We start from the raw sequence: 26,755 nt of genomic DNA, 5'->3' as shown, positions 1-26,755 counted from the left end.
CGGTCAACACGATTAGGGCACTGGCCGGCCCCCGCCTCAGTCCAGCCGTGGTTCGGCACTGGTTCGGCCGTGGTTCGGCCGTGGTTCGGTCATGGTCCGCCGGACGAGCCCTTGCTCCTCAGGCGTGTTCGACGTGGTGGAGGAAGAAGTCGCCGATGTCCTCGGAGAGCAGGTCCGGCGCCTCCATCGCGGCGAAGTGGCCGCCGCGGTCGAACTCCGACCAGTGCCTGATGTCGTACAGCCGCTCGGCCAGCGGCCGCACCGACTGCGTGATGTCGTGCGCGAACACCGCGACGCCCATCGGCACCGGGCAGCGTTCGGTCCGGCGCGGCGCCTCGCGGTGCAGCCGCGCCGAGGAAGCCGCGGTGGCGGTCAGCCAGTACAACGAGACGTCGGTGAGCATCCGCTCGTCGCTGATCGTCGAGCCGGGGTCGGTCCACTGTGCGAAGCGCTCGGCGATCCAGGCCAGTTGGCCGACCGGGGAATCGGTCAGCGCGTAGCCGAGGGTCTGCGGGGTGGCGGCCTGCAGCGCCTGGTACGGCGGGCGGGCGGCCATCATCCGCCTGACCTTGTCCAGGCGGGCCTCGTCCGTCTCGGAGAGTTCGACACCGGCGTCCGGGTCCGGACGGGTCGGCAGGTAGTTGACGTGCACCCCGACGACCCGCTCGGGCGCCACCACGCCGAGCGCCATCGAGATGCCCGCGCCGAAGTCGCCGCCCTGCGCGCCGTAGCGCTCATAGCCGAGACGGCGCATCAACTCGGCCCAGGCTCGCGCGACATGGACGACGTCCCAGCCGCGCTCGTGCGTCGGCCCCGAGAAGCCGTAGCCCGGGATGGAAGGGATGACCAGGTGGAAGTTCCGTGACAGCGGCTCGATCACGTCGAGGAACTCCAGGAACGAACCGGGCCAGCCGTGGGTGAGGATCAGTGCGAGCGCGTCCGGGTTCGCGGACCGGACGTGGACGAAGTGGATGTTCTGGCCGTCGATCTCGGTGGTGAAGTGCGGTAGTTCGTTGAGCTCGGCCTCGTGCGCACGCCAGTCGTAGGCGGTGCGCCAGAGTTCGGCGAGCTCCTTCAGCCGCGCCAGCGGGAAGCCGTAGTCCCATCCGGCGTCGGCGACCTCGTTGGGCCAGCGGGTGCGGGAGAGGCGGTCGGTCAGGTCGTCGAGGTCGGCCTGGGGGATGTCGATGCGGAACGGCTCGATCATGGTCTTCGCTCCCGAGTAAATCGTTCGGACCACAAACGTTCGTGGCACTAACGAAGTTAGACTGTTAGTGGCACAAACGCAACAGGCGGAGGACCTTCCCATGAGTACGACCCCCGACCGCACCCCGGCCCGGCTGCGCGCCGTCCCCAGCCGCCTGCTCGCCGGGGCCGCGGCCGTCGCCGACCGGCTCGTCGGCGAGCGCCTGGCGGCCGAGGGCGCCCACAAGTGGCACTTCGCGGTGCTCGTCGCACTCGCCGAGGACGGCGCCGCCAGCCAGGCGGGGCTCAGCCGCCGCACCGGCATCTACCGCAGCGACATGGTCGCCGTGCTCAACGAGCTCGCCCGCACCGGTTGCGTCAGCCGCGAACCCGACCCGGTCGACCGTCGCCGCAACGTCATCTCCCTCACCCCCGCCGGCCGGCGTCGCCTGGAGCGCCTCGACGCGCTGATCTCGGACGCCCAGCGCGAGCTCCTCGCCCCTCTCCCCCCCGCCCAGCAGGAGGAACTCACCCGCCTGCTCACCGTCCTGACCGAGCACCACCGCCCCGAGCACCCCGGCCCGCAGGAGGCGCGCTGACCCCCGAGCCGCGCCCGGCCCGGCCGTGCCGTGACTCGCCGCACCGCCCGGAGCGGAGGCCGACCGGATGACGCGGCGACGGTTTCGCAGGCCTGGCTGCGACTGGGCCGCATCGCGAACCGGTCACATGGACCGGGGCTGCCGCATACCGGAGGGGGGATGTCGATGGCGGGTCACTGCCCGCGCCCGCAGCGGCTCTGGAGCCTGCGGGTAAGGGCCCGATCGCACCGGTTGCGGAAGAGCAGGCCGAACGGTACGCGGACGGGGTGCCGGTCAGGCCGTCATGGTTGGGTCGCACCGACCTGGCGTGAAACCGTTCCCGGGATCCGTGCGGCTGCCGCACGGATCAGGGGGATGCTGACGGCGAAGCCAGTGACCTGAGGTGATCGCGCCAGGCAGCGGTCACGACCGGCGGCACCTTCGTGGTGAGCCCGCCCTGTCTGGTGAAGGCGAGGCCCTTGCTGTAGGCGCCGCCTCCGCAGCCGTCCGACTGGCGGGTGAGCTTCACGTCGACGGACTCGTCGATCTCGGGGCTGCCGCCTCCCTTCGGGGTGACCCGAAAACGGACAGCGCCGAGGTCGGGGCCCACGTCGTCGGGAAGTCGCAGGCTCAGCCGGGTGATGTCCCCCGGTTCGAGCGTGTCCCGGACGCATCTGCCCCCTGCGCACAACTCGTAGGAGGCGCCGGCGAGGTCGGTGTAGGCCCGTTGGAGGAACATCACGCCCACCTGCGAAGTGACGCCGACGCCGGCGCACGGCTCGGAGCCGCCGCACGCCGACCCGGTCACCGTCACCGTCACGGCGGACACGATCGCCAGGACTCCCGGTCCGACTGCTCGTTTCACCGGTTCTCGTCGCCAGGGTCGCCGTGTCTGCCGGAGCGGCGCGTTCAGCGCCTGCGCCTGCCTCAGCGCACCGCCTGCTTCACGAGGGCGGCGATGCGTTCCTCGACCTCGGGGGTCACCTCGGTCAGCGCGAACCCGGCGGCCCACATGGGGCCGTCGTCCAGCTTCGCCTCGTCACTGAACCCGAGCGTCGCATAGCGTGCCTTGAACTTCTCCGCGCTCTGGAAGAAGCAGACCACCCTGCCGTTCAGGGCATAGGCCGGCATCCCGTACCAGAGTTTCGGAGCGAGGAGCGGGGCGCTCGCCGTGACGACGGCGTGCACGCGCTCGGCCATGATCCGGTCCGAGTCCCGCATCTCGGCGATCTTCGCGAGCACATCCCGCTCCGCCTCCGCCGCCTTGTCCGCGCGCGAACTCCGGCGAGCCGCCTTCTTCAGCTCCTGGGCGTGGTCCTTCATCGCGGCCCGCTCCTCGGCCGTGAACCCCTCGTGCGCGCTGCGTTCGGTGCTGCTCATGACTGTCCCCCCACAGGATCTCGGTGCTCGGATCTCGGGAGGGACCATACCCCGGCCCACCGACACCGGTCTCGCGTCAGCGGTCATGTGTCTCCGGTGCCGGGCAGGCGGGCGTGCCCTACAGCGGGGTGGGCTTGATCATGGCGAACGGGGCGCCCTGCGGGTCGGCGACCACCGTCATACGGCCGGCCATCATGTCGAACGGCGGGGCGAGGACCGTGCCGTTGCGCTTGACCAGGGCGTCCACGGTGGAGTCGACGTCGTCGACGGCGAAGTACGTGAGCCAGTGCGCCGGGGTGCCGGGCGGGTCGTCGGCGAGGAGCGTGACGCCCCCGACCGCGCGCCCGCCCACCCGCAGTTCCCAGTAGGAGTCGGCGCCCTCCAGCGGCTCGATCTCGATGCCGAACGCCTCGCCGTAGAAGGCGGTGGCGGCGGGCACATCACTGGTGTGCAGTTCGTTCCAGGTCAGGGCGCCCGCTTCGTTGACCACCCGGGCCCCGTGGAACTCGCCGGGCTGCCAGACCCCGAACACCGCGCCCTGCGGGTCGGCGGCGACCAGCATCCGCCCGAGCGTGCCGACGTCCATCACCGGGACGAGCAGGGTGCCGCCCGCGGAGACGATCGCCTCCTGAGTGGCCTGGGCGTCGGTGCTGGCCAGGTAGCTGGTCCAGACGGTGGGCGGTTCCGGGGCTCCCTCGGGGGACATCGCCGGGCCGATACCGGCCGCCGCCCTGCCGTTCAGCTCGCAGACCGCGTATCCGCCGAACTCGGCCGGACCGGGCTGCCCCTGCCAGCCGAACAGGTCGCGGTAGAAGTCCAGCGCGGCCTGCTGGTCCTTGGCCATCAGGTCGACCCAGCACGGCGTGCCGGTCGGATACGGAGCGGTGACTTCTGTCATCTTCCGTCCTTTCTCGTGCGGTGTGTCCGCCAGCCTTCCTCCGGGAGCTGTCATCCGCCGCCCGACACGCCGCCGCCCACCCCGGCGAGCAGGGTCCGGAGCGTGGGCCGCGCAGGTCAGGCGGCCTTCTGCGACGCGGCCGCACCGCCCTGCAGGTCGTCGAGGGTGAGCCGGTGCGCCGGGGGGTCCGGCAGGAGAACCTGGCGGATGACGCGCAGGTCGGAACCCACTTGGAGGAGTTCGCCGGGCTCCAGCAGGCGCCAGTCGGGATGGTCGTCCATCCGCTCGCTGGCGACCACGACCGCCGGGTGCTCGGCGAGGGACGCCGAATGGACGCGCATACGGCCGTGACTGCCGCTGTGGTCGAGATGCCGACTGCCGTGCTGGCCGCCCGCGGGACGCTCGAGGACGAACAGGTCGTGGGTGTCGGGGTAGCGCAGCGCCCACAGCTGCCGGGGGGTGATGAGGATCAGGTTCATCGCGAAGACGGGCAGGTTCGCGGCGATCCACCCGGCGGCCCGCCGGATGCCTTCGGCGACGTCGCCGCCGTTGCGCCGGGTCTCGCGGGTGATCAGGGCGAAGAAGCGCTCGGAATCCGTTTCGCCGCGGACCAGCGAGCGGTCCTCGTGCAGGTGGTGGTCGAGGGCGTCCAGGCCCTCGATCACCCCGTTGTGGGCGAAGAGCCGGCCGTCCTGTTCGAAGGGGTGGGTGTTGCGGACATCGAGGCCGCCGGTGGAGGCGTACCGGATGTGTGCCACGAAGGTCGCCGACTCGTCCTGCCGTGCCTCCTCCGCGAAGGCGCGGTCGCGGTAGGCGGCGATGGCGGCCTTGTCGACGCGCGGGGTGCCGTCGGCGGCGAAGCGGCCGAGGCCGGTGCCGTCGGGGTCACGGTGGCTCTGCCGGCTGAGGCTGTCGGGGGCGTCGAGCAGCCAGAAGGTCGCGTGGGTACGGAGCGGGGCGCTGCTGAGGCCGAAAAGGCGACACATGGTTTCCTCCGTGGTGACCGGCTTCCGACATGGCGCCGACCGGGTCTCCCCTCCACGATCCGCCATGCGCCCGGTGATCGCCTCCGTCCCGCCTGCTCGCCCCGAACCGTCACCGTTCGTGGCTGTGCGTGCGGGCTGCTCGGGAGGAAGGCCGCCAACGCCGTACGACCCCGTCAGTAAACGGGGTCCGCTCACCTCGCAAAAAAGGGGCGTTCCACCCGTATCATCGCTGCACCAGGGCACATTGCGGCCGCAACACCATCCCTGGCCCGCTTCAACGGCCCGCCAGAGCCACGTCCCGGCCGCCGACCAAGGAGACGACCATGTCCGAAGGAACGGCGTCAGCAACCGCGTTGACCTCGCAGTACATCAGCCAGGTGGCCGGCGACCTCGAGCGGAACGTCAAGGAGCAGGAACGCGTCAGCGCGGAACTCTCCGCCTTGCAGGAGCAGTTGACCGCGCTGCAGCACGACCACGGCGTGCTGCTGAGCATGCAGCAGGCGCTCGGCGTTCCGGCTCCTGGCGCCGCGCCCTCCGACGCCGGCGGCGCCGCTGTGCCGTCCCCCAGGAAGAGGGCCACGGGCGCCTCCGCGGAGCGGCGAGCGGCGAAGACGGCCGTGGTGAAGCCGCCCGAGGGCCGGAAGCGGGCGAAGCGGGGCGGTGCGAAGTCCGTCGCCGGGAAGTCCGGCGCGGGCAAGGGGACGCGTCCCACGCTGGTCGATCTGCTCCACCGGCATCTCACCGAGCAGCACGAGCCCCGTTCGGCGGCGGAGGTGGCGAAGGCGGTCGCTGACGCGCACCCCGACCGCAGCATCTCGACCAACGTCGTGCGCACCACCCTGGAGAACCTCGTCGCCAGGAGCCTCGCGCAGCGGAACAAGCAGGGCAGCTCCGTCTTCTACACCGCTTCCACGTCGGCGGAGTCGGCGTCGGAGTCGACGCCGGCGTCCGAGGAAGGGACGCGGCCCGTCACTGTCAAGTGAGATGGAAGCCGTCCGAGCGGACGCGGGGTCCGGTCGGGGCGCGGCGGGCAGGAGAGCCGTTCGCCCACGCCGGACCTCCACTCACCTGCCGGTGCCGGCTTCACCGAGTTCGGCGAGCGCGGAGGCGGCCTCGGCCTGTCGCGGGCTCCTGAGCTCGGCGAGGGCGTCACGGGCGGCGAGCAGGGTCTGCCGGGCCTCCGGGTGGCCCATGGCGCCGAGCACCCGCCCCAGGTCGAGCCGTGCCTGTTCGGCCCAGGCCGGCATCTGCGCGGCGTCGAAGAAGTCGAGGGCCTGCCGGAGTGAGGGCTCGGCCTCGTGCCAGCGCTCCAGGGCCGCGAGGTCGTTGCCGATCTGCTGCCGGTGGACGGCGTGGTAGAACGCGATCAGCTCGTCCGCGCGGCCCGGGACGCCCGCCCGGCAGATCCGTTCGCCGCGGCGGTGGATGTCCAACGCGTCTGCCGCCCGGCCCAGTTGGCGCAGCAGGGCGCCGAGGGCGTTGAGGATCGACAGCTCGGCGAGCCTCGCCTGCCCGGTCTCCTGAGCGGCGAGGCGGTGGGCCGCCTCCCGCAGCCGCGTGTGGGCCTCCTCCAGCCTGCCCAGCCGGTGCAGTGCGCCGGCGCCGTACCCGAGTGCCCAGCCCTGCTGGAGTCCGTCGTCGCTGTCGCGGGCCGCGGCGAGCGCGGAGTCGGCGGACACCAGGGCGGCTCGGGGGTCGTGCGCGCAGAGGTTGTGGGCCCAGGCGAGGTAGTTGAGGTGGACCGCCTCCTCCCGCCTGCTGCCGAGTGCGCGGGCGGAGTCGGAGGAGCGCTGGAACACCTCGACCCACTGCTCCCAGTGCTGGTTGAGGTCGGAGAACCAGTGCATGGCCTCAGCCGTGTCCAGGACCTGCCGGTGCCGGCCGGTGTCGTGGGCACGGCGGAGCGCGGCGAGCCACTGGGCCCGCTCGGCCTCCAGCCAGGCCCGCGCCTCCTCCCGGCCGGTGGGCGCCGCGTCCGGGTCCGGGTCGCCGGACGGCGCGGTGTGGTCGTGGTCGGCGTCGAAGTGCAGCGCGGCGGCCGTGGCCCGGCGCAGCATCCACCGCGCGGTCCGGTCGAGGGCGTCGTCGCGGACCGCTGGGCCGTCATCGGCCTCGACCTGCTCGGCCGCGTACAGCCTGAGCAGGTCGTGGAAGCGGTAGCGCTCGGCGGCGGGATCGCTCTGGAGCAGTCCGGCGTCGGTCAGTTCCTCGGCGCAGGCGACCGCCTCGTCGTAGGACAGCCCGGCCAGAAGCGCGCCGGTCTCCGGGCTGAAGTCCGCCCCCGCGGCCAGTGAGGCGCGGCGCAGCAACGTCTGTGCATCCGGGCGCAGTTGCCGGTATGAGAGGGCGAAGGCCGCACGGATCCGCAGGTTTCCGGCCTGGAGGCCGTCAAGGCGTCGGCCCTCGGCGGCGAGACGGGCGACGAGCTTGCCCAGGCGTTCGTGCGGCCGGCTGAGCAGCCGCTGTCCGGCGATCCGGACGGCCAGTGGCAGGTGTCCGCACAGATCGGCGAGATCGCGTGCGGCCTGCGCCTCCGCCCGCACCCGTTCCGGGCCGAGGATGCGCGTCAGCAGTTCCACCGCCTCCTCGCGCCGCAGCAGGGCCAGGTCGCAGCGGTGGACGGCCGTCAGACCGGCCAGGGCCTGGCGGCTGGTGACGATGGTCAGGGACGGGCCGGTGCCGGGCAGCAGCGGGCCGATCTGGGCCTCGTCGGCGGCGTTGTCCAGCAGCAGGAGCAGCCGTCGCTCGGCTGCCAGGGACCGCCACAGGCCCGCGCGGTCGTCGGTGCCGGCCGGTATCGCGGCTTCGGCCAACCCCAGGGCGCCCAGCAGCCGGGCCAGCGCGTCTCGGGGGCTGGTCGGCTCGGCGTCCATGCCGTGCAGGTCCAGGGCGAATTGCCCGTCCGGGAAGTGCGGGGCGAGACGGTGCGCGGCGTGCACCGCGAAGGCGGTCTTGCCCAGCCCGGGCTGTCCGGCGACCACGGTGACCTGCGGCTGCCCCGGGTCGGCGTCCCGCACCAGGTCCAGCAGCCGGGCGAGCGCCGCGTCACGGGCGGTGAAGTCCTGGATGTCACGCGGCAGGGGCAGGGCGACGGGTGCGGCCGGTCCCCCGGCCGCCCGGGGCCGCGGACGCCCCAGGGCCGCGGACTCCTCCAAGCCGGCCGCCTCGTCCGCGTCCAGCCCCAGCGCGTCGGCCAGCGCCCGGACCGTGCGGCGCTGCGGCCCTCGGGTGCGTCCGCGCTCCATGTCGGCCAGCGCCCTGACGCTCACCCCGGCCGCATGTGCCAGCGCCTCCTGGCTCAGTGCCGCACGGGCCCGCAGGAAGCGCAGCCGCTGCCCGAAGTCCTCAGTGGAAGGCGTGCCGCCGCGCACCGTGGAAGTCCCCCGATCGTCCGGCTCGTCCGGTCGCGAGCCCCCCGGCAGAAGTATGGCGGACGGTACTTCTGCCGGTGGAACCGCCTGGGACGCGGCGGCCGTTGCTGGTCGACTGAGGGCAGGCGCGGAACAACTCCTCCCGGCCGGACGGGGTCCGGGCGGCCCCTCCTTCACGGACGGTGTCGCCGGACCACGGGCCCCGTGCGAAGCGGGGAGCGGCGCCGGCCACCGTCTCCGGACGACCACCGGAGACGCGACGACCATGAAACGGGGCTACCTCGAATGAACAGCAGCAACGACGACCGGGCCGCCGGGATCTCCAGGCGGGGCGTTCTGGCGGCGGGCGCGCTGACCGCCGCCGCCGTGGCCTACCAGGTGGGGCGGGCCCCCGCGGCGTCCGCTGCCGCCAAGCCCGCCATCTTCTACGCACCCCACCAGGACGACGACGCGATCGGCCTGGCCGGGTCGATCCTGGAGCACAAGGCGGCGGGCCGGCCCGTCTACCTCGTGCTGGTGAGCGACGGCAGGAATCCCGACCTGGCCAAGCTCATGAACACCGACCCCTGCCCGCTGACCACGTGGAGCAGCCCGCACCCGTGCGCCGCGGGCGGCAGGCACGGCCTGTCCTGGCCGACCGACGGGACGACCAAGATCGTCGCGGGCCGGACGGCCGAGTTCACGGCCTCCGCGAAGGCGCTGGGCGTGGACAGGGTCATCAACTTCAAGATCGCGGACGACGGGTTCGCGAGCACGTCCGCCTACAACAGGCTCGTCGACCGGATCGACGCGAAGGTCCGAGCGCTCGCCGCGCAGTACCCGGGCGCCTCGCACAAGTTCACGGCCGGCTGGCTGGAGCGCACCGAGACGCACAAGGCGTGCAGTGACGTGGCCTACCGCCTGATGAACGACGGCACGATCTCCGACGTGCGCTTCAACCACGTCTACGCCTACGGGCGGCCCCGGGATCGGCGCGCGGACGGCGCGGCGTACGTGCTGAACATCCCGGGCTCCCACATGAAGGTCAAGCGCAACGCGATGTACGCCTACAACACGTGGGATCCGAGCCGGAACCTGTACGCCCTCGGCTATCACAGCGTTCCCGAACTGCTGGAGGCCGCGCACGCCGACCCCCGCGAATTCATCCACACCCTCCCGTCCGACTACCGGCCGGGCAAGGGCGACTGAGAACCGCACCGCATCACCAGGACCACCTCGGCCGCCGGCACCGAGCCGCGGCCCCGCACCGCTCACGGGGAAGACTCCATGAACATCAAGCGTCACCACACCGCTCTGCTCGCCCTCGCGGGTACGGCCCTCGCCCTGTCCCTCACCGCATGCCAGAGCGACGACACGTCCGGCAAGTCCGCCCCGGCGTCGACGGCTTCGGCGGCCGGGAAGGCTGCGGACGGCGGTCGGACCGGCGCGGCCGGAACGGCGGGCTCGACCGACCCGGCGCGCGCGGCCGCGTCGAAGGGCTCGACGGGCCGTACCGGCAGCGGCGGCTCCGGGGGCTCGACCGGTGAGCAGCCGAGCGCCGCCACCCGGGTCTGCACCGCGCGGGACGTCACCGTCACGGCGGCCACCGAGGGGGGTGCTCCCTACACCCACCTCGTCCTCACGGCGAAGAACACCTCCGGCCGCTCCTGCCGGCTCGCGGGTGCGCCGCACCTCCAGTTCCTCGAGAGCCACAAGCAGGACGTCCCGGTCGTCGCGAAGAGCAAGCCGGACGCGCCGGTCGTGCTGACGGCGGGAGCCCCTGCCTACGCCCTGGTCAAGTTGTCGGACGGCGGGGTCGACGAGGACAACGAACCCGTGTCGGCGTTCTCGCTCATGCTGGAGGGCGACTCCACGGTCATCGCCGTCACCGCCCCCGGCAGCGGGGTGGCCGTCGACCCGGCGAAGGCCCTCACCGGCTACTGGACCCCCGAACTCCGCGACGGCGCGGACGACTTCTGAGACACGTCGCGGGGCGGAAGCCGACCCTGCCGGGGCTCGCGACTGTCCCGCCTCCGGGCGGTGCCGCACAGCCCGGCCGGGAATCGGCTCCGCGGACTTCACGTTTCGGGGTGCCGCGCTTCGGCCCGGCACCCCGGCCTGAACGACTCGCGTCCTCCGCCGTCGAGTCGTACCGACTCAGCGGGTCGGCAGCGCCGTTGCGTCCGCCTACACAGAAACGAGGAGGCCGGCCGCGTGGCCGGGCGGCGGCTTGAGTACGGGTACTCATGCGCGTCGGACGGCGGCCGCGGCACCCTGCACGCATGACGGACATCCTTCTCGTGCCGAAGCGCCGGCGCCCCTGGTCGCGGCGGACACGCCTGAGCGTGGACCTCGCGCTGGCGATTCCCCTGTCGCTGCTGGAGACCGGGTGGCTCGTGGTGGACTGGATCTACGGCTACGGCCTTGACGTGTGGGCGGCGCAAGGACAGCAGTCACAGATCGACGCGGCCGGCCTCGCGCACCTGGGGCGGTTGCGGGTCATGCTGGTCGCGCTGCTCGTCGCCGCCGTCCTCGCCGCGCTCTTCCGCGCCCGCTGGACGGTGACCGCGCACCTGCTGGTGGCCCTCCTGGCGGGGGGATCCCTGGCAGCCGCACAGCACGAGTGGGACCACAGCCACGCCCCGGCACCCGGATGCGTCCGCTACAGCGCGAACTGCTGAGGCAGCAGCGGTGAATGAGCCGTGCCGTCGCCTCGTGACCTCACTCGCGCACGCCCGCCGGCCCGACCGCGCCTCGGCGCCGCAGGAGGCCGGCCGGTACGAGGACATGGAAGGCGCTAGTCTGCCGGGATGGAGCAGGCCCACCCCCTCGTCCGCGACGTCTTCCCCGACCTCGTCGCCGAGCTGATCGCGCTCCTGGAGGACGAAGGGGAACGCGAGTTGGCTCTCTGCGCGTGGGACCTCCCGCTGGTCGCCATGTGCGACTGCGGCGACGACTTCTGCCAGAGCATCCACACGACGGTCCGCCCGAAGGGGGAGCCGTACGGCGAGGGCCATCGATGCGTGCCGCTCCACCCCGAGGAAGGCATGCTGGTCCTGGACGTCGTGAAGGGCAGGATCATGTACATCGAGGTGCTGGACCGGCCGCCCATGGAGGCTCGCCGCGGTACGCAGGACTGATGCCCCACTGACCCAATCGCCTCCGTACCCAGGCTGGTTGACCGCCTGTTAGCGTGGGCGGAATGGAAGATCTTGGATCCGTGGCCTGGCCGCCCGAGCCGATCAGGACCGAGAGGCTGGTGCTCCGTCGGTCCGAGCCCCGGGACCGGGCGACGTTCGTCGAACTGCTCGCCTCGCCGGAGGTGAACGCCTACCTCGGTGGCCCACGGCCGCGTGATGAGCTCGAGCGCGAGTTGCCCACGGCGCCCGAGCAGTGGGCCGGGAGTCTCGTCGTCGATCTCGACGGGTCGATGATCGGCCATATCCTGCTCAGGAGGGCGACGGGCCACCGTCGCCCGGCCGCCGCCGGGAAGCTCGACCTGGGCTACATGTTCCTGCCGCGGGCGTGGGGGTTCGGGTACGCCGCCGAGGCCTGCGAGGCGGCGCTCGGCTGGCTCGCCGGCGTGCTTCCCGGTGAGCCGGTGGTGCTCACCACCCAGAGCGCGAACGTCGCCTCGATGCGTCTCGCGGCGAAGCTGGGGTTCGACGAGGTGGAGCGGTTCGAGGCCTGGGACGCCGAGCAGTGGCTCGGCATGCGGTCCCCGGGCACGCCGTCGGACTGAGTTCGCGGCGGTCACCGCGCCGCCGACGGCCGGTTGTCGGCCGGACTTACTGATGGTCTCGAATCCCGCGAACGAGGATCTGCGCCGAACGCGGGCCTTGGTGCTTCGCGCCGTTACCCGGGAGGTAATGGCGCCGAACTGCCGGCGCGGACGAGGATGTGCACGTCGCCGCGTCAGGCGGACACGGATGCCGGATCGGAGTGATGAGTCATGTCCACCGCCCCACTTGCCACCACTCGCGCTGTCGTGGACGAGCTGCTGCGCAGGATCGGCGGGGGTGAGCCCGAAAGCATCGCCGCGATGTACGCCGAGCAGGTCGACTGGAAGCTGGACTGGCCGGAGGCCGAGCACGGCCGGCCCTCGACCCCGTGGATTCGTCACCGGGCCACCCGCGCCGATGCCTCCGCACACTTCCGTGAGCTCGCCGAGCACCATGCGCCCGGTCAGGCGTCGACCGAGATCGAGCGCATCCTCGTCGACGGCACCGACGCGGTCGTGATCGGCGAGATCCGCCAGACCGCCCGCTCCACCGGACGCGCCTACCGTGCTCGGTTCGCGCTGCACCTCACCGTCGAGGACGGCCTCGTCAGCCGGCATCACGTCTACGAGGACAGCCTTGCCGTCGCCCAGGCCTTCGATGCGAGTTGAGCGAGTAAGGCTGAGCCCGGCGCCGCGCAGCTCCCCTGGCGCGGGGCGGGGGCTGACCCCGCGGACGCTACGAGTGTACGTTCGTACGCTCTCGGCGGTAGGGTGGCGCGCATGGAGACGGACTACTTCGCCCAGGACCCCCGCACGAACCTGGAGCGCATGCAGGCGGGCGATCTCTACATCGCGGACGATCCCGAGATCAGCCGCCGTCAGCAGCGGGCCGTTCAGCTGGCCAGCCGCTACCAGGCCGCCTACGCCGAGGACGCCGACGCCGCGCAGCCGCTGCTGAGCGAACTGCTCGGGTTCCTCGGTGAGCAGGCCCATCTGCGTCCGCCCCTGTACGTCGACTACGGCAGCAACATCTCCGTGGGCGCGCGCACCTTCGTCAACTACAACCTCACGGCGCTGGACGTAGCGGCCATCACCATCGGCGAGGACTGCCAGATCGGCCCCAACGTCCAGTTGCTGACGCCGACCCACCCGCTGGAGCCGCAGCCGCGGCGCGACAAGCTCGAGGCCGCCCGTCCCATCGTCATCGGCGACAACGTGTGGATCGGCGGCGGCGCCATCGTCCTGCCCGGAGTCACCATCGGCGACAACTCCGTCGTCGGCGCCGGCGCCGTCGTCACCAAGGACGTGCCCGCGAACGTCGTCGCCGTCGGCAACCCCGCCCGCGTGGTGCGGAGTCTGTGAGCCCGACGTCATGGCCACCGGACACACCGACCCCGAGCGCCGCGCCCGCATCCTCGACGCCACCCTCGACCTGATCGCCGAGGAGGGGATCGCACGTGTCTCCCACCGGAAGGTCGCGGCTCGCGCCGGCGTACCTCTGGGGTCGATGACCTATCACTTCGGCGGCATGGACGAGGTCCTGCGCGAGGCCTTCGGCCGGTTCACCGACCACATCGTCGCCGTGTTCGACGACCACCTCTCGGCTCCCGCCGACCCCGGCGCGGCCCGGCAGGCGGTGGCCGATCTCGTCCACGCGCTGTCCGAAGGCGACCGGCGCGACCTGGTCCTCACACAGGAGCTGTACACGCTCGCCGCCCGCCACCCCGCCTACCAGGAGCTCACGCACGAGTGGATGCGCCGCAGCCGTGTCCACCTGGAGAAGCACTTCGACGCCGGCACCGCCCGCCAGCTCGACGCGCTCATCGAGGGGCTGACCCTGCACCGGGCGCTCTCGCCGCGGCCCCACGACCGTGCCCTGACCCTCGAAGCGATCACCCGCATCACCACACCGGGCGAGCGTTCCCGCTGACCGCCCGTGCGGCACGAACCCGACCGGTGCCGCACGGGCCCGCGCGCGTGACACCCCGGCGGCTTCGCGCTCGGGCCCGCCGTCTCGGTGAGAAAACCCTGTGGAAGCGGTGTCGGTGGGGCCGCTTATGCTGCACCCGATGATCACGCGGACCAGGGGAGGGCGCGGCATGTTCGGCAGGCTGTTCGGCAGGGACGCGGAGAGGCCGGGGGCGGATCCGCACGCCCTGCCCGTCCCGCGCAAGCGGAAGAACGGGATCCACCCGCTGCGCGCGCTCGGAGACGCTCGGGTGCTCGCGCTGCTGGAGGCGGCCGAAGCGGGTGACTGGGCGTCGGTCAAGGAGGCGCTGGCTCCGTTCGACCTCGGCCGCGACGACCAGGTGCTGGGCGAGCTGGCGGACCTGGACGGTGTGCAGGAGTGGATCGGCCGGGCCGTCGAGGAGGACAAGGAGCAGCGGGCGACCGCTCTGCTGATATCCGGGGCGCGCCACGTCGTGTGGGGCTGGGAGGCGCGCACCGCCGCGCGAGCCGTGGACGTCACTCAGGAGCAGTGGCGGGTTTTCCACGAGCGGCTCCAGGTCGCCGAGGAGCAGTTGCTCGAAGCCGCCGAACTGCGGCCGGAGTGGGTCACTCCGTGGCGCCGCCTCCTCACCTCGGGCCGCGGCATGTCGCTGGGCGACGCCGTCAACGAGGCCCGGCTCGACGCGGCCCTGCGCCGCGAACCGCTGGATCCCGAGACGCACCTCGAGTGGTTGTCGCACCTGCAGCCCCGGTGGAACGGGGAGCCCGGCCAGGCCCTGGCGTTCGCGCGTGACGCGTTCACCCGTGCGCCCGAAGGACATCGGCTCGGATGTGTGATCGCCATGGCCCACATCGAGGACTGGGTGGAGTCGGAGCAGGCCGACTGCCTCGTCACGCCCGCGATCCAGGCCGAGTTGAGGGCCGCCGCCGAGCACAGCATCCTGCACCCCGCCTACGAGCGGCGCCCGGGTTGGCAGCAGGACTTCAACACCTTCGCCATGGCCCTGGGGCTGGCCTCCGAGAGCGTCGTGGCCCCGCGCGTCTTCCGCGAGCTGGACGGGGCGTTCACTTCGTGGCCCTGGCTCTACATGGCACAGCCGGAGAAGTCGTACGCCCGTTTCCGGGGCCGTGCCTGAGCCCGCCGACCCTTCCGCCGCTCCCCCATCACCTTCCACGGACTGCCCGATGACTCTGTCCCACTCCGCCGCGAACCCGCCCGGTGCCGACCGCACCTTCCAGGTGGACCTGCGTGGTCTCGTCGATCTCCTGTCCCACCACCTCTACTCCAGCCCCCGTGTCTACCTGCGTGAACTCATGCAGAACGCGGTGGACGCCCTCACCGCCCGGCACACCCTCGAACCGGACGCGCCCGCCGGCTCCTTCGGCATCCGCCTGTACGCCGACGGCTCGGTGGTGCGCGTCGAGGACGACGGCGTCGGTCTCACCGAGGCCGACGTGCACGCCTTCCTCGCCACCATCGGCCGCAGCAGCAAGCGCGCCGACCAGATAGCCGACCAGCGCGGTGACTTCATCGGCCAGTTCGGGATCGGCCTGCTCTCCTGCTTCCTGGTCGCGGACGAGATCCACGTCCTGAGCCGCTCCGCCCGCACGCCCGACGCTCCCGCCGTCGAGTGGCGTGGCCGCGGCGACGGCAGCTACAGCGTCCGCACCCTGCCCGCGTCCGCCTGCCCCCGGCCCGGCACCACCGTCACCCTGACCCCGCGCGCCGACGCGGCCGAATGGACCCGGCCGGCCCAGGTGCACGCCCTGGCCCGGCACTTCGGGTCCCTGCTGCGCCATCCGGTGACCTTCGACGACGGCGCCGGCGGGACCGGCGCACCCGTCAACCCGGAGCCCGCGCCCTGGGCCCGTACGTACGCCACACCCGGAGCCCGCTCCCGCGCCATGGCCGCGTACGGCGAGGAGGTCTTCGGATTCACGCCGCTGGACACCATCGAGCTGGATCTGCCGGCCGTGGGTCTGAAGGGCATCGCGTGCGTGCTCTCCGAAGCGGTGCCCGCGGGACGCCGCCACGGCCACCGCGTGCACGTCAAGGGCATGCTGCTGTCCGAGCAGGCGGAGGAGATCCTGCCCGAGTGGGCGTTCTTCGTCCGCTGCGTCGTCGACGCCGAGAGCCTGCGCCCGACGGCGTCCCGCGAGTCCCTGTACGAAGACGACACCCTCGCCGCCGTACGCGACGCCCTCGCCGAGCGGCTGCGCGCCTGGATCGCGCGGACCGCCGCCAGCGACCCGGACCTGCTCGGCCGCTTCCTCCAGGTCCACCACTTGGCCGTGAAGTCGCTCGCGGTGCACGACGACGAGATCCTGCGGATGCTGCTGCCCTGGCTGCCGTTCGAGACCACCGACGGACACGCCACCCTCGACGAGTTCGCGCGCACCCACCGCACCGTGCTCGTGACGTCCAGTGTCGAGGAGTTCCGCCAGGTCGCGGCGATCGCGTCGGCCGCCGGGCTGGGCGTCGTCAACGGCGGATACACCTACGACCGCGAACTCGTGCACCGGCTGCCCGAGATCAGGCCCGAGACCAGCGTCGCCGACCTCGACCCCGCGACCCTGACCGCGCACCTCGACCCCGTGGACCGGGAGACGGAACTGGCCGCCGCGGCCTACCTCTCGCTGGCCCGCGACGCCCTCGCCGTCTTCGACTGCGACGTCGCGCTGCGCACCTTCCACCCGGCCTCCGCCCCCGCCCTCCTCGTGGACAGCCGCGAGGCCCGGCACGAACGCACCCGCTCCCAGCTCGCGCGTGAGCAGCAGGGCGGGGTGTGGGGCGACATCCTCGGCGCCCTGCGCCAGGAGGCGCCGCGGGCCCAGCTGATCCTCAACCAGCTCAACCCGCTGGTCCGCACCGCCGTCACCATCGACGAGCCCGAACTGGCCCGCACCAGCGCAGAGGCGCTCTACGGGCAGGCGGCGATGCTGTCCCGGCGCCCGCTCAGGCCCGCCGAGTCGAGCCTCATCAACCGCTCCTTCCTCGACCTCCTCGCCCACGCCCTCCGCAAGGACAGCTGACGATGCCGACCGCACCCCAGACCACCGACGAGCTGTACCAGGCGCTCCAGGAGAACGACCGGCGTCCCTACGGCCGCACCCGCACCGTCACGGCCGAGGAACTGGTCGAGGCCGCCGAGCAGTTCGCCGAGCCCGTCCCCCTCGTGCACGCGCTCCTCGAACTGCAGGAGGCGTACACCTACGGCTCCGAGCCCCGGAAGTCGCCCGTCGTCTTCGCCCGTCTGCTCACCCTCTTCGACGAGCAGCCCGACGTCTTCGACGAGCGCCTGCGCCACATGCTGTTCTGGCGGTTCAAGTGGGTGGCCAACGCGCTGCTCGCACTGCCCGAGGTGCCGCTGGCCAGCCTGCGCCAGTGGCTGACGGAGATGCGGGACCGGTACGAGAAGGCCGGCCTCGGCCTCCAGCCCTACTACGGGCAGGCGTACCAGTTGGCCGCCCACCTCGGTGAGGGCACCCCCCTCGCCTACGAGCTGTGGGCCGGCCGTACCCGTACCCGGCTCAGCGACTGCGAGGCCTGCGAGATCTGCGAGCGGGCCCGGTACCACCTCGCGGCGGGCGACGACGAGCGGGCGCTGCGCATATGGGACCCCGTCCTGGCGGGCAAGGAGTCCTGCCAGGAGGAGCCGAGCCGCTCCATCTCGTACGCCCTGCTGCCCCTGCTGCGCACCGGTCTCACCGAGCGGGCCCGCGAACTGCACCTGGCCGGCTACCGCGGCTGCCGCCGCAACCCCTCGATGTCCGGGGAGGTCGGCAGGCACCTTGAGTTCTGCGCCCTGACCGGCAACGAGGCACGCGGCCTGGAGCTGCTCGCCGAGAACCGGAACCTGTTCGACGAGGTCGACTCGCCGTTCGACCTGCTCGACTTCCTCACCGGCGTGGAGGTCCTCCTCCAGCGTGTCGAGCTCCTCGGCCACGGCGAGCTGCCCGCCGCCGGATACGCGGGCCGCTCCTGGACGGTGTCCGGTCTGCGCGCCGAGGTGCGCGGCCGCGCCGACGACCTCGCCACCCGTTTCGACGCCCGCAACGGGACCACGGCCCAGACCGACCGCCGCAGGGCCCGCCTGGACCGGACCCCGCTCACGGAGAGCCTGGAGCTGACCCTGCGCAGCCGCGGCCTCGACGACGCCGTCCCGGCCGCGGCGCCCGCCGCCCGTACGGCCGCCGCCGTGCCCGACGCGCCGGCGGAACTCATCCTGCGGGCGAGGGCGCTTGACGACCAGGGGCACCCCGACGCGCAGGCCTGCTGGGCGCGCCTGCGCACGCTCACCGCGGCCCGCGACTACGTGCACCCCGACGACCCGGCCGTCGGCCCGCTCGTACGGCTGCGCGCGGACCTGCTGGCCGAGGAGGCGGGCCGGGCAGGCGTCAAGGACGACCACACCGCCGCCGCGTCCCTCCACGAGGAGGCCGCCGCCCTGTACGAGGACGCCGGGCTGCCCGGTCACGCGGCGCTCGCCCGCGCCTGCGCCCTGCTCGCCGCCGCCGAGAGCGCCGCTCAGGGCGCCGACGGAACCGAAGCGCAGGCGGCCGTGCTGACCGACGCGCACGCCTCGGTGGTCCGCCTGCACGAGGGAACCGGCGGCCTCACCCCGGTCCAGGAGTCGCGGCTGCTGCGGCTGCGGGCGTCCGCGCTCGGCCTGCGCCTGCAGACGTCGAGGAGCGAGGAGGACGTGGCGCCGGTCCTCGCCGAGGTGGACCTGCTGTACGGCTTCGCCACCCGGCACGACATCCCTACGCAGGTCTCCGGCGCCCTGCTGCTGAAGGCCAGCACGTACGCCCTGTCCGGCGACCTGCCCACCGCGGTCGCCGAGATCGACGCGCTGCTCGACCGGCTGAGGAAGGACGGCCCCGCCTGGCACCTGCCCCGCACGCTCGGCCTGCGCGGCCGGATGCAGCTCGGCCTCCGGGACGCGCAGGCCGCGTACGCGGACCTGGCCGAGGCCCTGCGGCTGGCCGCCGACTGGCCGGCCGAGGCGGTGGACACCGCCCGGCTCCACGGCGACCTCGCCGAGGCGAGCATGCACCTCGGGCGTCCCGAGGAGGCGCTGCGGCATCTGACGCGCTCCGCGGAGCGGGACCTTCGCCGCGGCAGCCGGACCGACGCATTCTGCGCCTACAGCAACGCGGCGCAGCTCAGCCTCGATCTGGGCCGGGTCGAGGACTGCATCGCCCTGCTGGACTCCTTGCTGGCGGAGCCGGACGTCACCAGCGGCGAACTGGACGACCGGCTCGTCGCGCAACTGCGCCTGACCCGTGCCCGGGCGCTGCACGCGGGCGACGACCTCAAGGCCGCCACGGCGGAGTTCGCCGAGCTCGCGGCCGAGTCTTCCGGCTGGGACGACGACCCCGGAAGCCACGCCATGATCGCCGCGGAGACGGCCGTACTCCTCGCGGAGTCCGGCGAGTTCGGCAGGGCCCGGGAGGCCGCGGACCAGGCGATCGCCGCCCACGCCCGGGCCCCGCGGTACGAGCAGCTCAGCAACTGCCTGCGTGAACTCGCCCGCGTCCAGGCCCAGCGGCAGGGCTCCGACGGCCTGGCCGACGCCCTCGCCTACCTTGCCGACGCCGGCCGGATCGCCGACGAGGCCCGCGCCGCCGGGTACGAGGCCCACGGCCGTTCCCTGGACTCGGCCCTGGCCTACGAGCACGGCCGGGTCAACGCCTACGCCGGGGAGTACGAGGACGCGCTGGCCGCCCTGACGCGGGCCCTCGATCTGCTCGGCGAGCCGGGACCGGAACAGGACCGCGCGGGCGAGTGGGCCGAGTGCACCCGTCTCGCGGGCGCCGTGGAGGGCATCTATCTGGAACGCCCGGCCCCCGCCCTCAGCCGTCTCGACGCGGCGGTGTCCCGTCTCAGCGCCCTGGGCCACACCGGGGAGACCGAGCCGCTGGCCTCCTTGGCGCGGCGGCTGCGCGACGAGGAGTGAGATCCGCCCGGGCACCGGGGCTGCGGCGCCCTGGTGCCCGGCGCACCGCGGTCCCCGAGCCCCTGCACGTCAGCGACGTGTCAGGGGCGCCTGGCAATGTCGTCGTTGTGAACGGCGGCGGGCGAACCGGGGCCGGGAACAAGGGAGAGGTGCCCGGAGTGGTTGATCGGGGACCAGCGAGCTCGCCTCACGGTCGGGCCCTTCACGGGTCCACGCAGGTTCGAATCCTGCCCTCTCCGCCGAACGCCTTCCGCGCGACCCGTAGGTTCACAGCGCTCACGCAGTGCCCTACGGAGTGCCTTGTGGAGCAACGCGGAGATCCTCTTCCGGCGCCTTTCCGGGCGCCGGAAGCACGTGCGTCGGCTCCGGGACGCCCGCCGGCACCAGGGCGGCCGCGAGAGCCGGAGCAGGGGCCAGCAGCCAGCCCACCGGGGGCCTGGTCAGCGGCTGGGCCAGGCGGCGCACGGGTGACGACGCGAGAAGCGCCGTGAGCAGGACGCCGCCCAGCAGCAGGGCGGCCAGCTCCGGTGCGGTGTCGGCCCGCTCGATGAGGCCCTTCTCCCGCAGCGGCAGGATGACGAGCGGATGCAGCAGGTAGACGGTGAAGCCGCCCGCGCCGAGCGCCGAGATGAGCGGCAGCCGCCGCTTCGGCATCAGGCGCAGCAGGCAGAGCACCAGCGTCGCGGCCGAGGCCAGTACCGCCAGCCGCACCAGCCAGGCGCCCTCCATGCCCAGCGCGGTGTCCGCCCTGTAGGCGTGGCGCATGGACAGCCAGGTGCCCTCGATGTCCCGGTGCCACTGCCAGGCCGCGAGTCCCGCGGCGCATATCCCGGCCGCCGCCACCGGCAGGCTCCACCGGCTCTCGAACCACCCGCCGAACATGCCCTGCCCGAGCCGCCAGCCGAAGTAGAACAGCGGCATGTACACCAGCGTCCGGCTGGCCGAGAACTGCAGGCCGAACTCCTCGACGTAGCCGACCGCGAGTGCCACGGCCGTAGTCACCACCAGCGGATGGCGCAGTTGTGCCACCAGCGGCAGCAGCAGCCGCCAGAAGAAGAGCGACATCAGGAACCACAGGGTCCACGGAAGCTGGGTGACGTGCAGGGTGAAGGGCGAGCCGAGGGCGTACGACTCCACCGAGAAGAGCAGGCTGAACAGGAGCGCGGGAAGCACGATGCTGCGCAACAGGGTCCGCAGATGGCGCGGCCCGAGCGGCCCGGCGCTGCTGAACACCCCGGCGAGCACCACGAAGGCGGGAACCCGGAACGCCCAGGCCGCGACGTGGAACGCGTGCAGCGGGCCGTAGCGGTCCATGATGCTGCCCATCGTGTGCAGCACCACGATCAACGAGGCGGACACGAAGCGTGTGTTGTCCCACCAGGGATTGCGGGCCGGGCTCACCCCGGTGGCAGCGGCGCGGTCGGTGGAACCGCGGGTCTCGACGGGTCTCGGCGGCGGACTGTCCATCGCGGGCGCGTACTCCTGACAGGGCTGTGGCTACGGGAACCGCCACTTTCGCGACCCGTGTGAAGCACCGGGTTACATCACGCGCCCCGGACGGTGAACGGCATCTGTACGCCGCGGGCTGCGTCATACTCCACGAGTGACTACGCCGATCGGTCCCGTGATCCTCTTCGACGACGACCACCACATGTACGTCCTCCAGGACCGCGCGTCCGCCGAGGCATGGTGGGAGATGCCCGACGAGTACGCCTGTGGGTTCGACGCCCTGGCCAGACCGCTGCGCATGACGGGTGAGCCGCATCGGGTCGCCCTCGAACTCAGCGGTGATGCACCGGCCGAGGCAGACCTGCGCCGTCTCGTCGCCGCCCACTACCAGCGCTTCCTGCACGGCCAGGCACCGCCCCGCGCCGCCGATCTCGGGGACTTCGTGGCGGGACTGACCGTAGAGGGGTGACTCACGCCGCCCGACGCCCCGGCCCATCGCGCGTCACTGCTGCGCGAACCGTCTCTTGAGCCAGGTGAGCAGCTCGGCGAACGCAGGGGTCATGGCGGCGTCCGACTGTTCGAGGACCCTTACGTGGTCGCCGGTCCGCACCGTGAGGGTGTAGCTCATCGCGTCCCTGGCGTGCTCGGGCGGTTTCTCCTGGGGTGTCGAGGCGGCTTCTTCGAGCAGTCGGGTCAGTTCGGCCGTGGCGGTCTCGGGGAGGGCCTCCGTATCCAGGACCTTGGGCGGGCGGCGGAGGTCGGTCACGGCCGCCAGCCCGCCGAAGGTCTCCAGTGTCAGCTTCACTTGGCGCCCTTGAGGGCGGCCAAGTCCTTGGCCAGCTCCGAGATCTTGTCGTTCAGGGCCCCGATCTGCCTGGCGAGGGCGGCCTGGCCGTCACCTCGGCCCGTGGCACCGTCGCCGTTGGCCGCGAAGCGCCGTACCCGGGCGACTCCGGTCGGGACGCCCTTCACCGGGACCTCGACCTCCTGCCACGCGGACAGCACGGCCGACTGCTCGGCGCTTCCAGCGCCGAACAGTTCGCCGGCCTTCTGGAAGGTGGTGCCCGCGAAGTCCTGGAACTGGTCCTGGGCGCTGGACGCCTTCAGCGATTCGTACCAGATGGTGCCGGCGGCCTCCCAGGCGAATCCGCCGATGTGCTGGGCGGTGAGGAAGAACGCCTTGTTCGGGATGCCGGAGTTGTAGTGCACTCCGCCGAAGTCGCCTCGCTTGGCGTCGGGCAGGTGGATGAACTTGCTCATCCGGTCGGGCTGGGGGTCCTTCCCGAACTGCGGGTTGTCGAAGGCGTGCCCCGGGTCCTTCATCGACCGCAGGGCGTCGCCCCCGATTCCCGGAGTCCACACGTCGGCCCCGATCAGCCAGTCCGCCTCCTCGGCCGTCTGCTTCAGCGACCACTGCTTGACCAGCGACCCGAAGACGTCCGACATCGATTCGTTCAGGGCCCCGGACTGGTTGTGGTACTCGAACTCCGACGTGTTGTCCGTGACTCCGTGCGTCAACTCGTGGGCGATGACTTCGAGCGATCCGGTGAGATTGCTGAACTCCTTCCCGTCCCCGTCACCGAAAAGCATTTGGCGTCCGTCCCAGAACGCATTGTTGACCTGGAAACCGAAGTGCACGTATCCGTCCAGGCGCATCCCCCTGTCGTCGACCGAATTGCGCTGGAACACCTCCTTGTAGAAGTCGCGCGTAAGGCCGAGTGCGTCGAATGCCCGGTTGACGGACGGGTCCGCGACCTCCGGGCCGTCCTCCGGCCGGGCCAGGACCGCGCTGGACAGCGTTTCCGCCTGTTCGCAGTCGAAGACGGTGCGCCGACCGTCACCCGGAGCGGCCGCGCCGGCGAAGGACGCCCGGACGGCTCGCTCACCCCGCAGACGAGCCGTGACCAGCAGGGTGTCCAAGGCGGCCCGGCGCACCTCGCTGTCTTCGCTGTCCAGGAGCTTGTCGAGAATGTACGGAGGGATGATGCAGTTGATCGGGCGAGCCCTGCTCATGGGACACCTCCTGAGTGAGAGGGCCGACGGCTGATCGTTCGGCGCTCCGCCGCGTACTCGGCCGTTCTCGGATCACCGCTCGTCGTGGTTCGGCCGTCGCCGCGGGATGACGGTTTCTCCGGTATGCGACACAGCCGGTCGCAGGCAGAACGCGGATGCCCGTTGGCGGGCAGCAGAAGGGGAGGCGTCGGTGGCGCCCATTCCCGTTTCCAGCGGCGCTGTCACGCTGATATGTCCAGTCTCCTGCCGTCCACAGTGAGTGGCAAATGCAAACCGAGGGCCGGAGAGCCGGCTGCCCGACCGTGAAAAGTAGCCAATTTGGTTGAAGGTGAAACGCCAATGGATATCGCGTCCCCGAGGTGCAGCCGCGCAGTCGTCCTCATAGCCTGGCAGTAGGAGTGCGTTCCGGGTGTCCTTCTCCCCTTTTCCGTGAGGTTCGGCCGACAGTCCCGTTCGGCGCGAGAACCAGCACATCCGCCGCCGCCGGCTTCGGGCTGTTCGATCGCCGCGCCCGTTCGCCTGATCATCGAGGAGCCACACCCAAGGAGTATCGCGATGAGCACGCACCGACGCGCCGCTCGGCGCTCCCCGGCCGGATACCGCACGTCACTCCCCTGGCGCGTCGTCACCGGCGCGGCCCAGTACGTCGACCGCCGTGTCGGCTGGGACCAACTCCCCGTCGCCGCAGGTCTGCTGACGCTCTTCGGACTGCGCATCAGGCTTCGGCAGAAGAACCTGTACGACACCGGCGGGCTGCCCTCGGTGAACGGGCCCAAGCCCGCGCCGCCGTCCGCGTGGCACCGGGTCAACCGGACCGCCGACGGCAGCCACAACGACCTCGGCGACCCGCGCATGGGCATGGCGGGCACCCGCTTCGGCCGGAACATCCCCCTGGGGAACATCGCCCCGACCGCACCCGGGGACGTACTGGCCGCGCCGAGTCCGCGCGAGGTCAGCCGCACCCTGCTCACCCGCCACGAACTCATCGCGGCCGAGTCCGTGAACTCCCTGGTCTCCGCCTGGCTCCAGTTCATGATCCGTGACTGGTTCAGTCACGGGACGAGCCCCGCCGACCGGCCCTGGGAGGTTCCCCTGCTCGATGACGACCCGTGGCCGGAAAACCCCATGAAGATCCTCCGGACCCCGGACGACCCGACTCGTGACCCGCAGGCGCCTCTCGGGACGCCCGACACCCGCGTCAACGTCTCCTCCCACTGGTGGGACGCCTCCCAGATCTACGGCAGGAACGAGGTCGAGCAGCACCAGTTGCGCACCGGGCGACTCGGCAGGCTGCACCTCTGGGACGACGAGCAGGCCCCCGTCCCCGCGGACCCGTCCCAGGACCCGACGCGCGTTCCCGGCTTCTGGCTGGGCCTGGCGATGATGCAGGACCTCTTCACCAGGGAGCACAACGCGATCTGCGACCACCTGCACGGCGCCTACCCCTCGTGGAGCGACGAGGAGCTGTTCCAGCGGGCGCGGCTCGTCAACGCCGCGCTCCTCGCCAAGATCCACACCGTGGAGTGGACGCCGGCCGTGATCAGCCACCCCACCACCGTGAAGGCACTGCGGGCCAACTGGTGGGGCGTCGCGGGCGAGCGCGTCCACAACATGTTCGGCCGGATCGGCGGCAGCGAGGTGATCAGCGGCATCCCCGGCGGCGAGACCGACCACTACGGCGTCCCCTACGCCCTCACCGAGGAGTTCGTGGCGGTCTACCGGATGCATCCGCTGATCCGCGACGACTGGCACCTGCGTTCCGCCACCGACGACACGACCCTGCGCCGGTGCACCCTGCGCGACATCTCGGGCCCGGGGGCGGTGAACTTCCTGCGGGACACGGAGATGGCCGACCTGCTGTACAGCTTCGGCACGCTCCATCCCGGGCTGGTGACGCTGCACAACTTCCCCCGCTTCCTTCAGGAGTTCGTGCGGCCCGACGGTCATCTGCAGGATCTCGCCGCGACCGACATCCTGCGCTCCCGGGAACTGGGGGTGCCCCGCTACAACGATTTCCGGCGGCTGCTGCGGCTCAAGCCCGCCGAGAACTTCACGGATCTGGCGCACGACCCGGCGTCCGCCGAGCAGATCGAGCGGCTCTACGGCGGCGACATCGAGAAGGTCGACCTGATGGTCGGGCTGTACGCGGAGAAGCTACCGGCCGGATTCGCCTTCAGCGACACGGCGTTCCGCATCTTCATCCTGATGGCCTCGCGCCGGCTGAACAGCGACCGCTTCTTCACCACGTACTACACCCCCGAGGTCTACTCGAAGGCCGGATTGGCCTGGATCGACGACAACAGCATGGTCACCGTCCTGCTGCGCCACCACCCCGAGCTGCGTACGGCCCTGTCGGGGCTGACCAACGCCTTCACGCCCTGGCACGAAGCCGGGCCGCAGGACGCCTGAGACGAAGGTGGGGCCAAGCTCCGGGACGGGTGAGGGTACGCGGATCGGCGGGCGGAGCCTCAGGCTCCGCCCGCCGGTGTCGGACTTCAGTTCTTCACGCCGTTGACACCGCCCGCGAAGGCGACCAGTTCGGCCTTGGAGCCGAAGGCGCAGACGTTGGTGTCCAGTGGCTTGTCGGTGAACTGGTGGAACACCCACTTGCTCTGGATGCCGGGTTTGCCCGCGGCGACGCCGTACTCGGCGATCCAGAGGAAGTCGCCGGCGTTGCCGGTGGTGTCCCGGTGCCGCCAGAAGTCCCGGTTGCAGTACAACCCGACCTTGTGGGCGGAGCCGCGCAGCCGCTTGACCTCGGCGATGAAGGAGTCCTTCTCCGCGCAGGTCGCGGCGGTGCCGTCCGGGTTGGTCTCCCAGTCGACGACGAGCAGGTCGTACTCGATGCTCGCGGAGCCCTGTACGAAGTGAGCCGCCTGCTCCTTGATGTGCCCCGGGTGCAGGAAGTGGTAGAAGCCGACGACCAGGCCCGCGGCGCGGGCGTGGGCGGACTGCTCCTTCTGCTTGGGGTTCACGTAAGAACGTCCCTCGGTGCCCTTGATGAACGCGAAACTGGTGCCGGCGGTGGGGAAGTTCGCGCTCTGGAAGGCGGATACGTCGTAGCCCTTGATCATCACGGTGATCCTCCCGATGCGTTGATCCGGAGGGAGCGCCGTGGGGCGGCCACGCGGAGAACGTCACGCCTCGTCCGAGGGGGGACCCGTCGACGACTTCGGCGTCCCTGGACGCCGTAGTGCTCGTGGTGCTGCCGCTTCGGATACCAGGCGTCCGCGCGCCGGTCCGGCACGGTGCGGTCCTCCACGGTCTCCTTCCACGATCTGACCA

Annotated in this window: 25 protein-coding genes and 1 pseudogene; 16 read left to right on the top strand and 10 right to left on the bottom strand. The window is 71.9% G+C overall.

Annotation, left to right across the window (positions count from 1 at the left end; all coding sequences use genetic code 11):
* Positions 1-118: 118 nt before the first annotated feature.
* A complete protein-coding gene (locus ACFYU0_RS04670; RefSeq protein ID WP_389297743.1) occupies positions 119-1,207 on the bottom strand; it encodes an epoxide hydrolase family protein in 1,089 nt (362 codons plus the stop codon).
* 100 nt (positions 1,208-1,307) lie between these two features.
* Here ACFYU0_RS04670 and ACFYU0_RS04665 point away from each other — a divergent pair, with 100 nt between their 5' ends.
* On the top strand, positions 1,308-1,784 hold the full coding sequence (locus ACFYU0_RS04665; RefSeq protein ID WP_389297741.1) for a MarR family winged helix-turn-helix transcriptional regulator: 477 nt from the start codon (positions 1,308-1,310) through the stop codon (positions 1,782-1,784).
* 346 nt (positions 1,785-2,130) lie between these two features.
* Here the strand turns inward: ACFYU0_RS04665 and ACFYU0_RS04660 are convergent, their stop codons facing one another.
* The 4 genes from ACFYU0_RS04660 to ACFYU0_RS04645 form a co-directional block, all read right to left on the bottom strand.
* Complete coding sequence (locus ACFYU0_RS04660) at positions 2,131-2,628, bottom strand: hypothetical protein (protein ID WP_389297739.1); 498 nt, start codon at positions 2,626-2,628, stop codon at positions 2,131-2,133.
* A 62-nt stretch (positions 2,629-2,690) separates the two neighbouring features.
* Positions 2,691-3,143 (bottom strand): iron chaperone, encoded by a 453-nt coding sequence (locus ACFYU0_RS04655; RefSeq protein WP_389297737.1) that lies wholly within the window; start codon positions 3,141-3,143, stop codon positions 2,691-2,693.
* Between the two features lie 118 nt (positions 3,144-3,261).
* Positions 3,262-4,041 (bottom strand): VOC family protein, encoded by a 780-nt coding sequence (locus ACFYU0_RS04650; protein WP_389297735.1) that lies wholly within the window; start codon positions 4,039-4,041, stop codon positions 3,262-3,264.
* A gap of 116 nt (positions 4,042-4,157) precedes the next feature.
* On the bottom strand, positions 4,158-5,027 hold the full coding sequence (locus tag ACFYU0_RS04645) for a class II glutamine amidotransferase (protein ID WP_351663451.1): 870 nt from the start codon (positions 5,025-5,027) through the stop codon (positions 4,158-4,160).
* A gap of 323 nt (positions 5,028-5,350) precedes the next feature.
* Here ACFYU0_RS04645 and ACFYU0_RS04640 point away from each other — a divergent pair, with 323 nt between their 5' ends.
* Complete coding sequence (locus tag ACFYU0_RS04640; protein ID WP_389297733.1) at positions 5,351-6,010, top strand: BlaI/MecI/CopY family transcriptional regulator; 660 nt, start codon at positions 5,351-5,353, stop codon at positions 6,008-6,010.
* An 81-nt stretch (positions 6,011-6,091) separates the two neighbouring features.
* Here ACFYU0_RS04640 and ACFYU0_RS04635 read toward each other — a convergent pair whose 3' ends face one another.
* The gene (locus tag ACFYU0_RS04635; protein ID WP_389297732.1) at positions 6,092-8,398 is read right to left on the bottom strand and encodes a helix-turn-helix domain-containing protein; all 2,307 of its coding nucleotides are present in this window, start codon (positions 8,396-8,398) and stop codon (positions 6,092-6,094) included.
* A gap of 285 nt (positions 8,399-8,683) precedes the next feature.
* Here ACFYU0_RS04635 and ACFYU0_RS04630 point away from each other — a divergent pair, with 285 nt between their 5' ends.
* The 12 genes and pseudogenes from ACFYU0_RS04630 to ACFYU0_RS04575 all read left to right on the top strand — a co-directional run bounded on the left by ACFYU0_RS04630 (position 8,684) and on the right by ACFYU0_RS04575 (position 20,247).
* Complete coding sequence (locus tag ACFYU0_RS04630) at positions 8,684-9,586, top strand: PIG-L deacetylase family protein (protein ID WP_389297730.1); 903 nt, start codon at positions 8,684-8,686, stop codon at positions 9,584-9,586.
* Positions 9,587-9,664: 78 nt separating this feature from the next.
* Positions 9,665-10,357 (top strand): DUF4232 domain-containing protein, encoded by a 693-nt coding sequence (locus tag ACFYU0_RS04625; RefSeq protein ID WP_389297728.1) that lies wholly within the window; start codon positions 9,665-9,667, stop codon positions 10,355-10,357.
* 302 nt (positions 10,358-10,659) lie between these two features.
* Entirely contained in the window at positions 10,660-11,058 is a 399-nt protein-coding gene (locus ACFYU0_RS04620; protein ID WP_389297726.1) for a DUF6234 family protein, read from the top strand.
* Positions 11,059-11,187: 129 nt separating this feature from the next.
* Positions 11,188-11,517 (top strand): hypothetical protein, encoded by a 330-nt coding sequence (locus tag ACFYU0_RS04615; protein WP_389297724.1) that lies wholly within the window; start codon positions 11,188-11,190, stop codon positions 11,515-11,517.
* Positions 11,518-11,579: 62 nt separating this feature from the next.
* Positions 11,580-12,119 carry a GNAT family N-acetyltransferase gene (locus ACFYU0_RS04610; protein ID WP_389297722.1) on the top strand — a complete coding sequence of 180 codons (540 nt, stop codon included), beginning with the start codon at positions 11,580-11,582 and terminating at the stop codon, positions 12,117-12,119.
* Positions 12,120-12,329: 210 nt separating this feature from the next.
* Positions 12,330-12,767: a nuclear transport factor 2 family protein gene (locus ACFYU0_RS04605; protein WP_389297720.1), complete on the top strand. Its 438-nt coding sequence runs from the start codon at positions 12,330-12,332 to the stop codon at positions 12,765-12,767.
* Between the two features lie 111 nt (positions 12,768-12,878).
* Positions 12,879-13,460, top strand: a complete 582-nt coding sequence (locus ACFYU0_RS04600) for a sugar O-acetyltransferase (protein ID WP_389297718.1) — start codon at positions 12,879-12,881, stop codon at positions 13,458-13,460.
* Between the two features lie 10 nt (positions 13,461-13,470).
* The gene (locus ACFYU0_RS04595) at positions 13,471-14,028 is read left to right on the top strand and encodes a TetR/AcrR family transcriptional regulator (RefSeq protein WP_389297716.1); all 558 of its coding nucleotides are present in this window, start codon (positions 13,471-13,473) and stop codon (positions 14,026-14,028) included.
* Positions 14,029-14,197: 169 nt separating this feature from the next.
* The gene (locus tag ACFYU0_RS04590) at positions 14,198-15,184 is read left to right on the top strand and encodes a hypothetical protein (RefSeq protein ID WP_389297989.1); all 987 of its coding nucleotides are present in this window, start codon (positions 14,198-14,200) and stop codon (positions 15,182-15,184) included.
* A 49-nt stretch (positions 15,185-15,233) separates the two neighbouring features.
* Positions 15,234-17,081, top strand: a complete 1,848-nt coding sequence (locus ACFYU0_RS04585; protein ID WP_389297714.1) for an HSP90 family protein — start codon at positions 15,234-15,236, stop codon at positions 17,079-17,081.
* 2 nt (positions 17,082-17,083) lie between these two features.
* Complete coding sequence (locus ACFYU0_RS04580) at positions 17,084-20,008, top strand: hypothetical protein (protein WP_389297713.1); 2,925 nt, start codon at positions 17,084-17,086, stop codon at positions 20,006-20,008.
* Between the two features lie 143 nt (positions 20,009-20,151).
* Positions 20,152-20,247 (top strand): annotated as a pseudogene (locus ACFYU0_RS04575).
* A gap of 49 nt (positions 20,248-20,296) precedes the next feature.
* Here ACFYU0_RS04575 and ACFYU0_RS04570 read toward each other — a convergent pair.
* A complete protein-coding gene (locus ACFYU0_RS04570) occupies positions 20,297-21,475 on the bottom strand; it encodes an acyltransferase family protein (RefSeq protein ID WP_389297712.1) in 1,179 nt (392 codons plus the stop codon).
* A gap of 136 nt (positions 21,476-21,611) precedes the next feature.
* Here ACFYU0_RS04570 and ACFYU0_RS04565 point away from each other — a divergent pair, with 136 nt between their 5' ends.
* Positions 21,612-21,926 carry a hypothetical protein gene (locus tag ACFYU0_RS04565; protein WP_389297711.1) on the top strand — a complete coding sequence of 105 codons (315 nt, stop codon included), beginning with the start codon at positions 21,612-21,614 and terminating at the stop codon, positions 21,924-21,926.
* A gap of 33 nt (positions 21,927-21,959) precedes the next feature.
* Here ACFYU0_RS04565 and ACFYU0_RS04560 read toward each other — a convergent pair whose 3' ends face one another.
* Both ACFYU0_RS04560 and ACFYU0_RS04555 read right to left on the bottom strand, forming a co-directional pair.
* On the bottom strand, positions 21,960-22,262 hold the full coding sequence (locus ACFYU0_RS04560; protein WP_389297710.1) for a protealysin inhibitor emfourin: 303 nt from the start codon (positions 22,260-22,262) through the stop codon (positions 21,960-21,962).
* A complete protein-coding gene (locus ACFYU0_RS04555; RefSeq protein WP_389297709.1) occupies positions 22,259-23,470 on the bottom strand; it encodes a M4 family metallopeptidase in 1,212 nt (403 codons plus the stop codon). Before ACFYU0_RS04555 ends, ACFYU0_RS04560 begins: the two co-directional genes overlap by 4 nt.
* Before the next feature lie 555 nt (positions 23,471-24,025).
* On the opposite strand from ACFYU0_RS04555, the gene ACFYU0_RS04550 reads away from it, so the two are divergent.
* Positions 24,026-25,879 carry a peroxidase family protein gene (locus tag ACFYU0_RS04550; protein WP_389297708.1) on the top strand — a complete coding sequence of 618 codons (1,854 nt, stop codon included), beginning with the start codon at positions 24,026-24,028 and terminating at the stop codon, positions 25,877-25,879.
* 86 nt (positions 25,880-25,965) lie between these two features.
* On the opposite strand, the gene ACFYU0_RS04545 is transcribed toward ACFYU0_RS04550, so the two are convergent.
* The gene (locus ACFYU0_RS04545) at positions 25,966-26,544 is read right to left on the bottom strand and encodes a glycoside hydrolase family 25 protein (RefSeq protein ID WP_351663393.1); all 579 of its coding nucleotides are present in this window, start codon (positions 26,542-26,544) and stop codon (positions 25,966-25,968) included.
* Positions 26,545-26,755: the final 211 nt, after the last annotated feature.

Origin of the sequence: Streptomyces sp. NPDC003720 (assembly GCF_042875075.1) — a bacterium.
GTDB lineage: Bacteria > Actinomycetota > Actinomycetes > Streptomycetales > Streptomycetaceae > Streptomyces.
This window is presented reverse-complemented; position numbering and strand designations above follow the sequence as displayed.

Coding starts and splice junctions, on each gene's coding strand:
- ACFYU0_RS04670 (WP_389297743.1), bottom strand. CDS start 1,207: ATGATCGAGCCGTTCCGCATCGACATCCCCCAGGCCGACCTCGACGAC.
- ACFYU0_RS04665 (WP_389297741.1), top strand. CDS start 1,308: ATGAGTACGACCCCCGACCGCACCCCGGCCCGGCTGCGCGCCGTCCCC.
- ACFYU0_RS04655 (WP_389297737.1), bottom strand. CDS start 3,143: ATGAGCAGCACCGAACGCAGCGCGCACGAGGGGTTCACGGCCGAGGAG.
- ACFYU0_RS04650 (WP_389297735.1), bottom strand. CDS start 4,041: ATGACAGAAGTCACCGCTCCGTATCCGACCGGCACGCCGTGCTGGGTC.
- ACFYU0_RS04645 (WP_351663451.1), bottom strand. CDS start 5,027: ATGTGTCGCCTTTTCGGCCTCAGCAGCGCCCCGCTCCGTACCCACGCG.
- ACFYU0_RS04640 (WP_389297733.1), top strand. CDS start 5,351: ATGTCCGAAGGAACGGCGTCAGCAACCGCGTTGACCTCGCAGTACATC.
- ACFYU0_RS04630 (WP_389297730.1), top strand. CDS start 8,684: ATGAACAGCAGCAACGACGACCGGGCCGCCGGGATCTCCAGGCGGGGC.
- ACFYU0_RS04625 (WP_389297728.1), top strand. CDS start 9,665: ATGAACATCAAGCGTCACCACACCGCTCTGCTCGCCCTCGCGGGTACG.
- ACFYU0_RS04620 (WP_389297726.1), top strand. CDS start 10,660: ATGACGGACATCCTTCTCGTGCCGAAGCGCCGGCGCCCCTGGTCGCGG.
- ACFYU0_RS04615 (WP_389297724.1), top strand. CDS start 11,188: ATGGAGCAGGCCCACCCCCTCGTCCGCGACGTCTTCCCCGACCTCGTC.
- ACFYU0_RS04610 (WP_389297722.1), top strand. CDS start 11,580: ATGGAAGATCTTGGATCCGTGGCCTGGCCGCCCGAGCCGATCAGGACC.
- ACFYU0_RS04605 (WP_389297720.1), top strand. CDS start 12,330: ATGTCCACCGCCCCACTTGCCACCACTCGCGCTGTCGTGGACGAGCTG.
- ACFYU0_RS04600 (WP_389297718.1), top strand. CDS start 12,879: ATGGAGACGGACTACTTCGCCCAGGACCCCCGCACGAACCTGGAGCGC.
- ACFYU0_RS04595 (WP_389297716.1), top strand. CDS start 13,471: ATGGCCACCGGACACACCGACCCCGAGCGCCGCGCCCGCATCCTCGAC.
- ACFYU0_RS04590 (WP_389297989.1), top strand. CDS start 14,198: ATGTTCGGCAGGCTGTTCGGCAGGGACGCGGAGAGGCCGGGGGCGGAT.
- ACFYU0_RS04585 (WP_389297714.1), top strand. CDS start 15,234: ATGACTCTGTCCCACTCCGCCGCGAACCCGCCCGGTGCCGACCGCACC.
- ACFYU0_RS04580 (WP_389297713.1), top strand. CDS start 17,084: ATGCCGACCGCACCCCAGACCACCGACGAGCTGTACCAGGCGCTCCAG.
- ACFYU0_RS04570 (WP_389297712.1), bottom strand. CDS start 21,475: ATGGACAGTCCGCCGCCGAGACCCGTCGAGACCCGCGGTTCCACCGAC.
- ACFYU0_RS04555 (WP_389297709.1), bottom strand. CDS start 23,470: ATGAGCAGGGCTCGCCCGATCAACTGCATCATCCCTCCGTACATTCTC.
- ACFYU0_RS04550 (WP_389297708.1), top strand. CDS start 24,026: ATGAGCACGCACCGACGCGCCGCTCGGCGCTCCCCGGCCGGATACCGC.
- ACFYU0_RS04545 (WP_351663393.1), bottom strand. CDS start 26,544: ATGATCAAGGGCTACGACGTATCCGCCTTCCAGAGCGCGAACTTCCCC.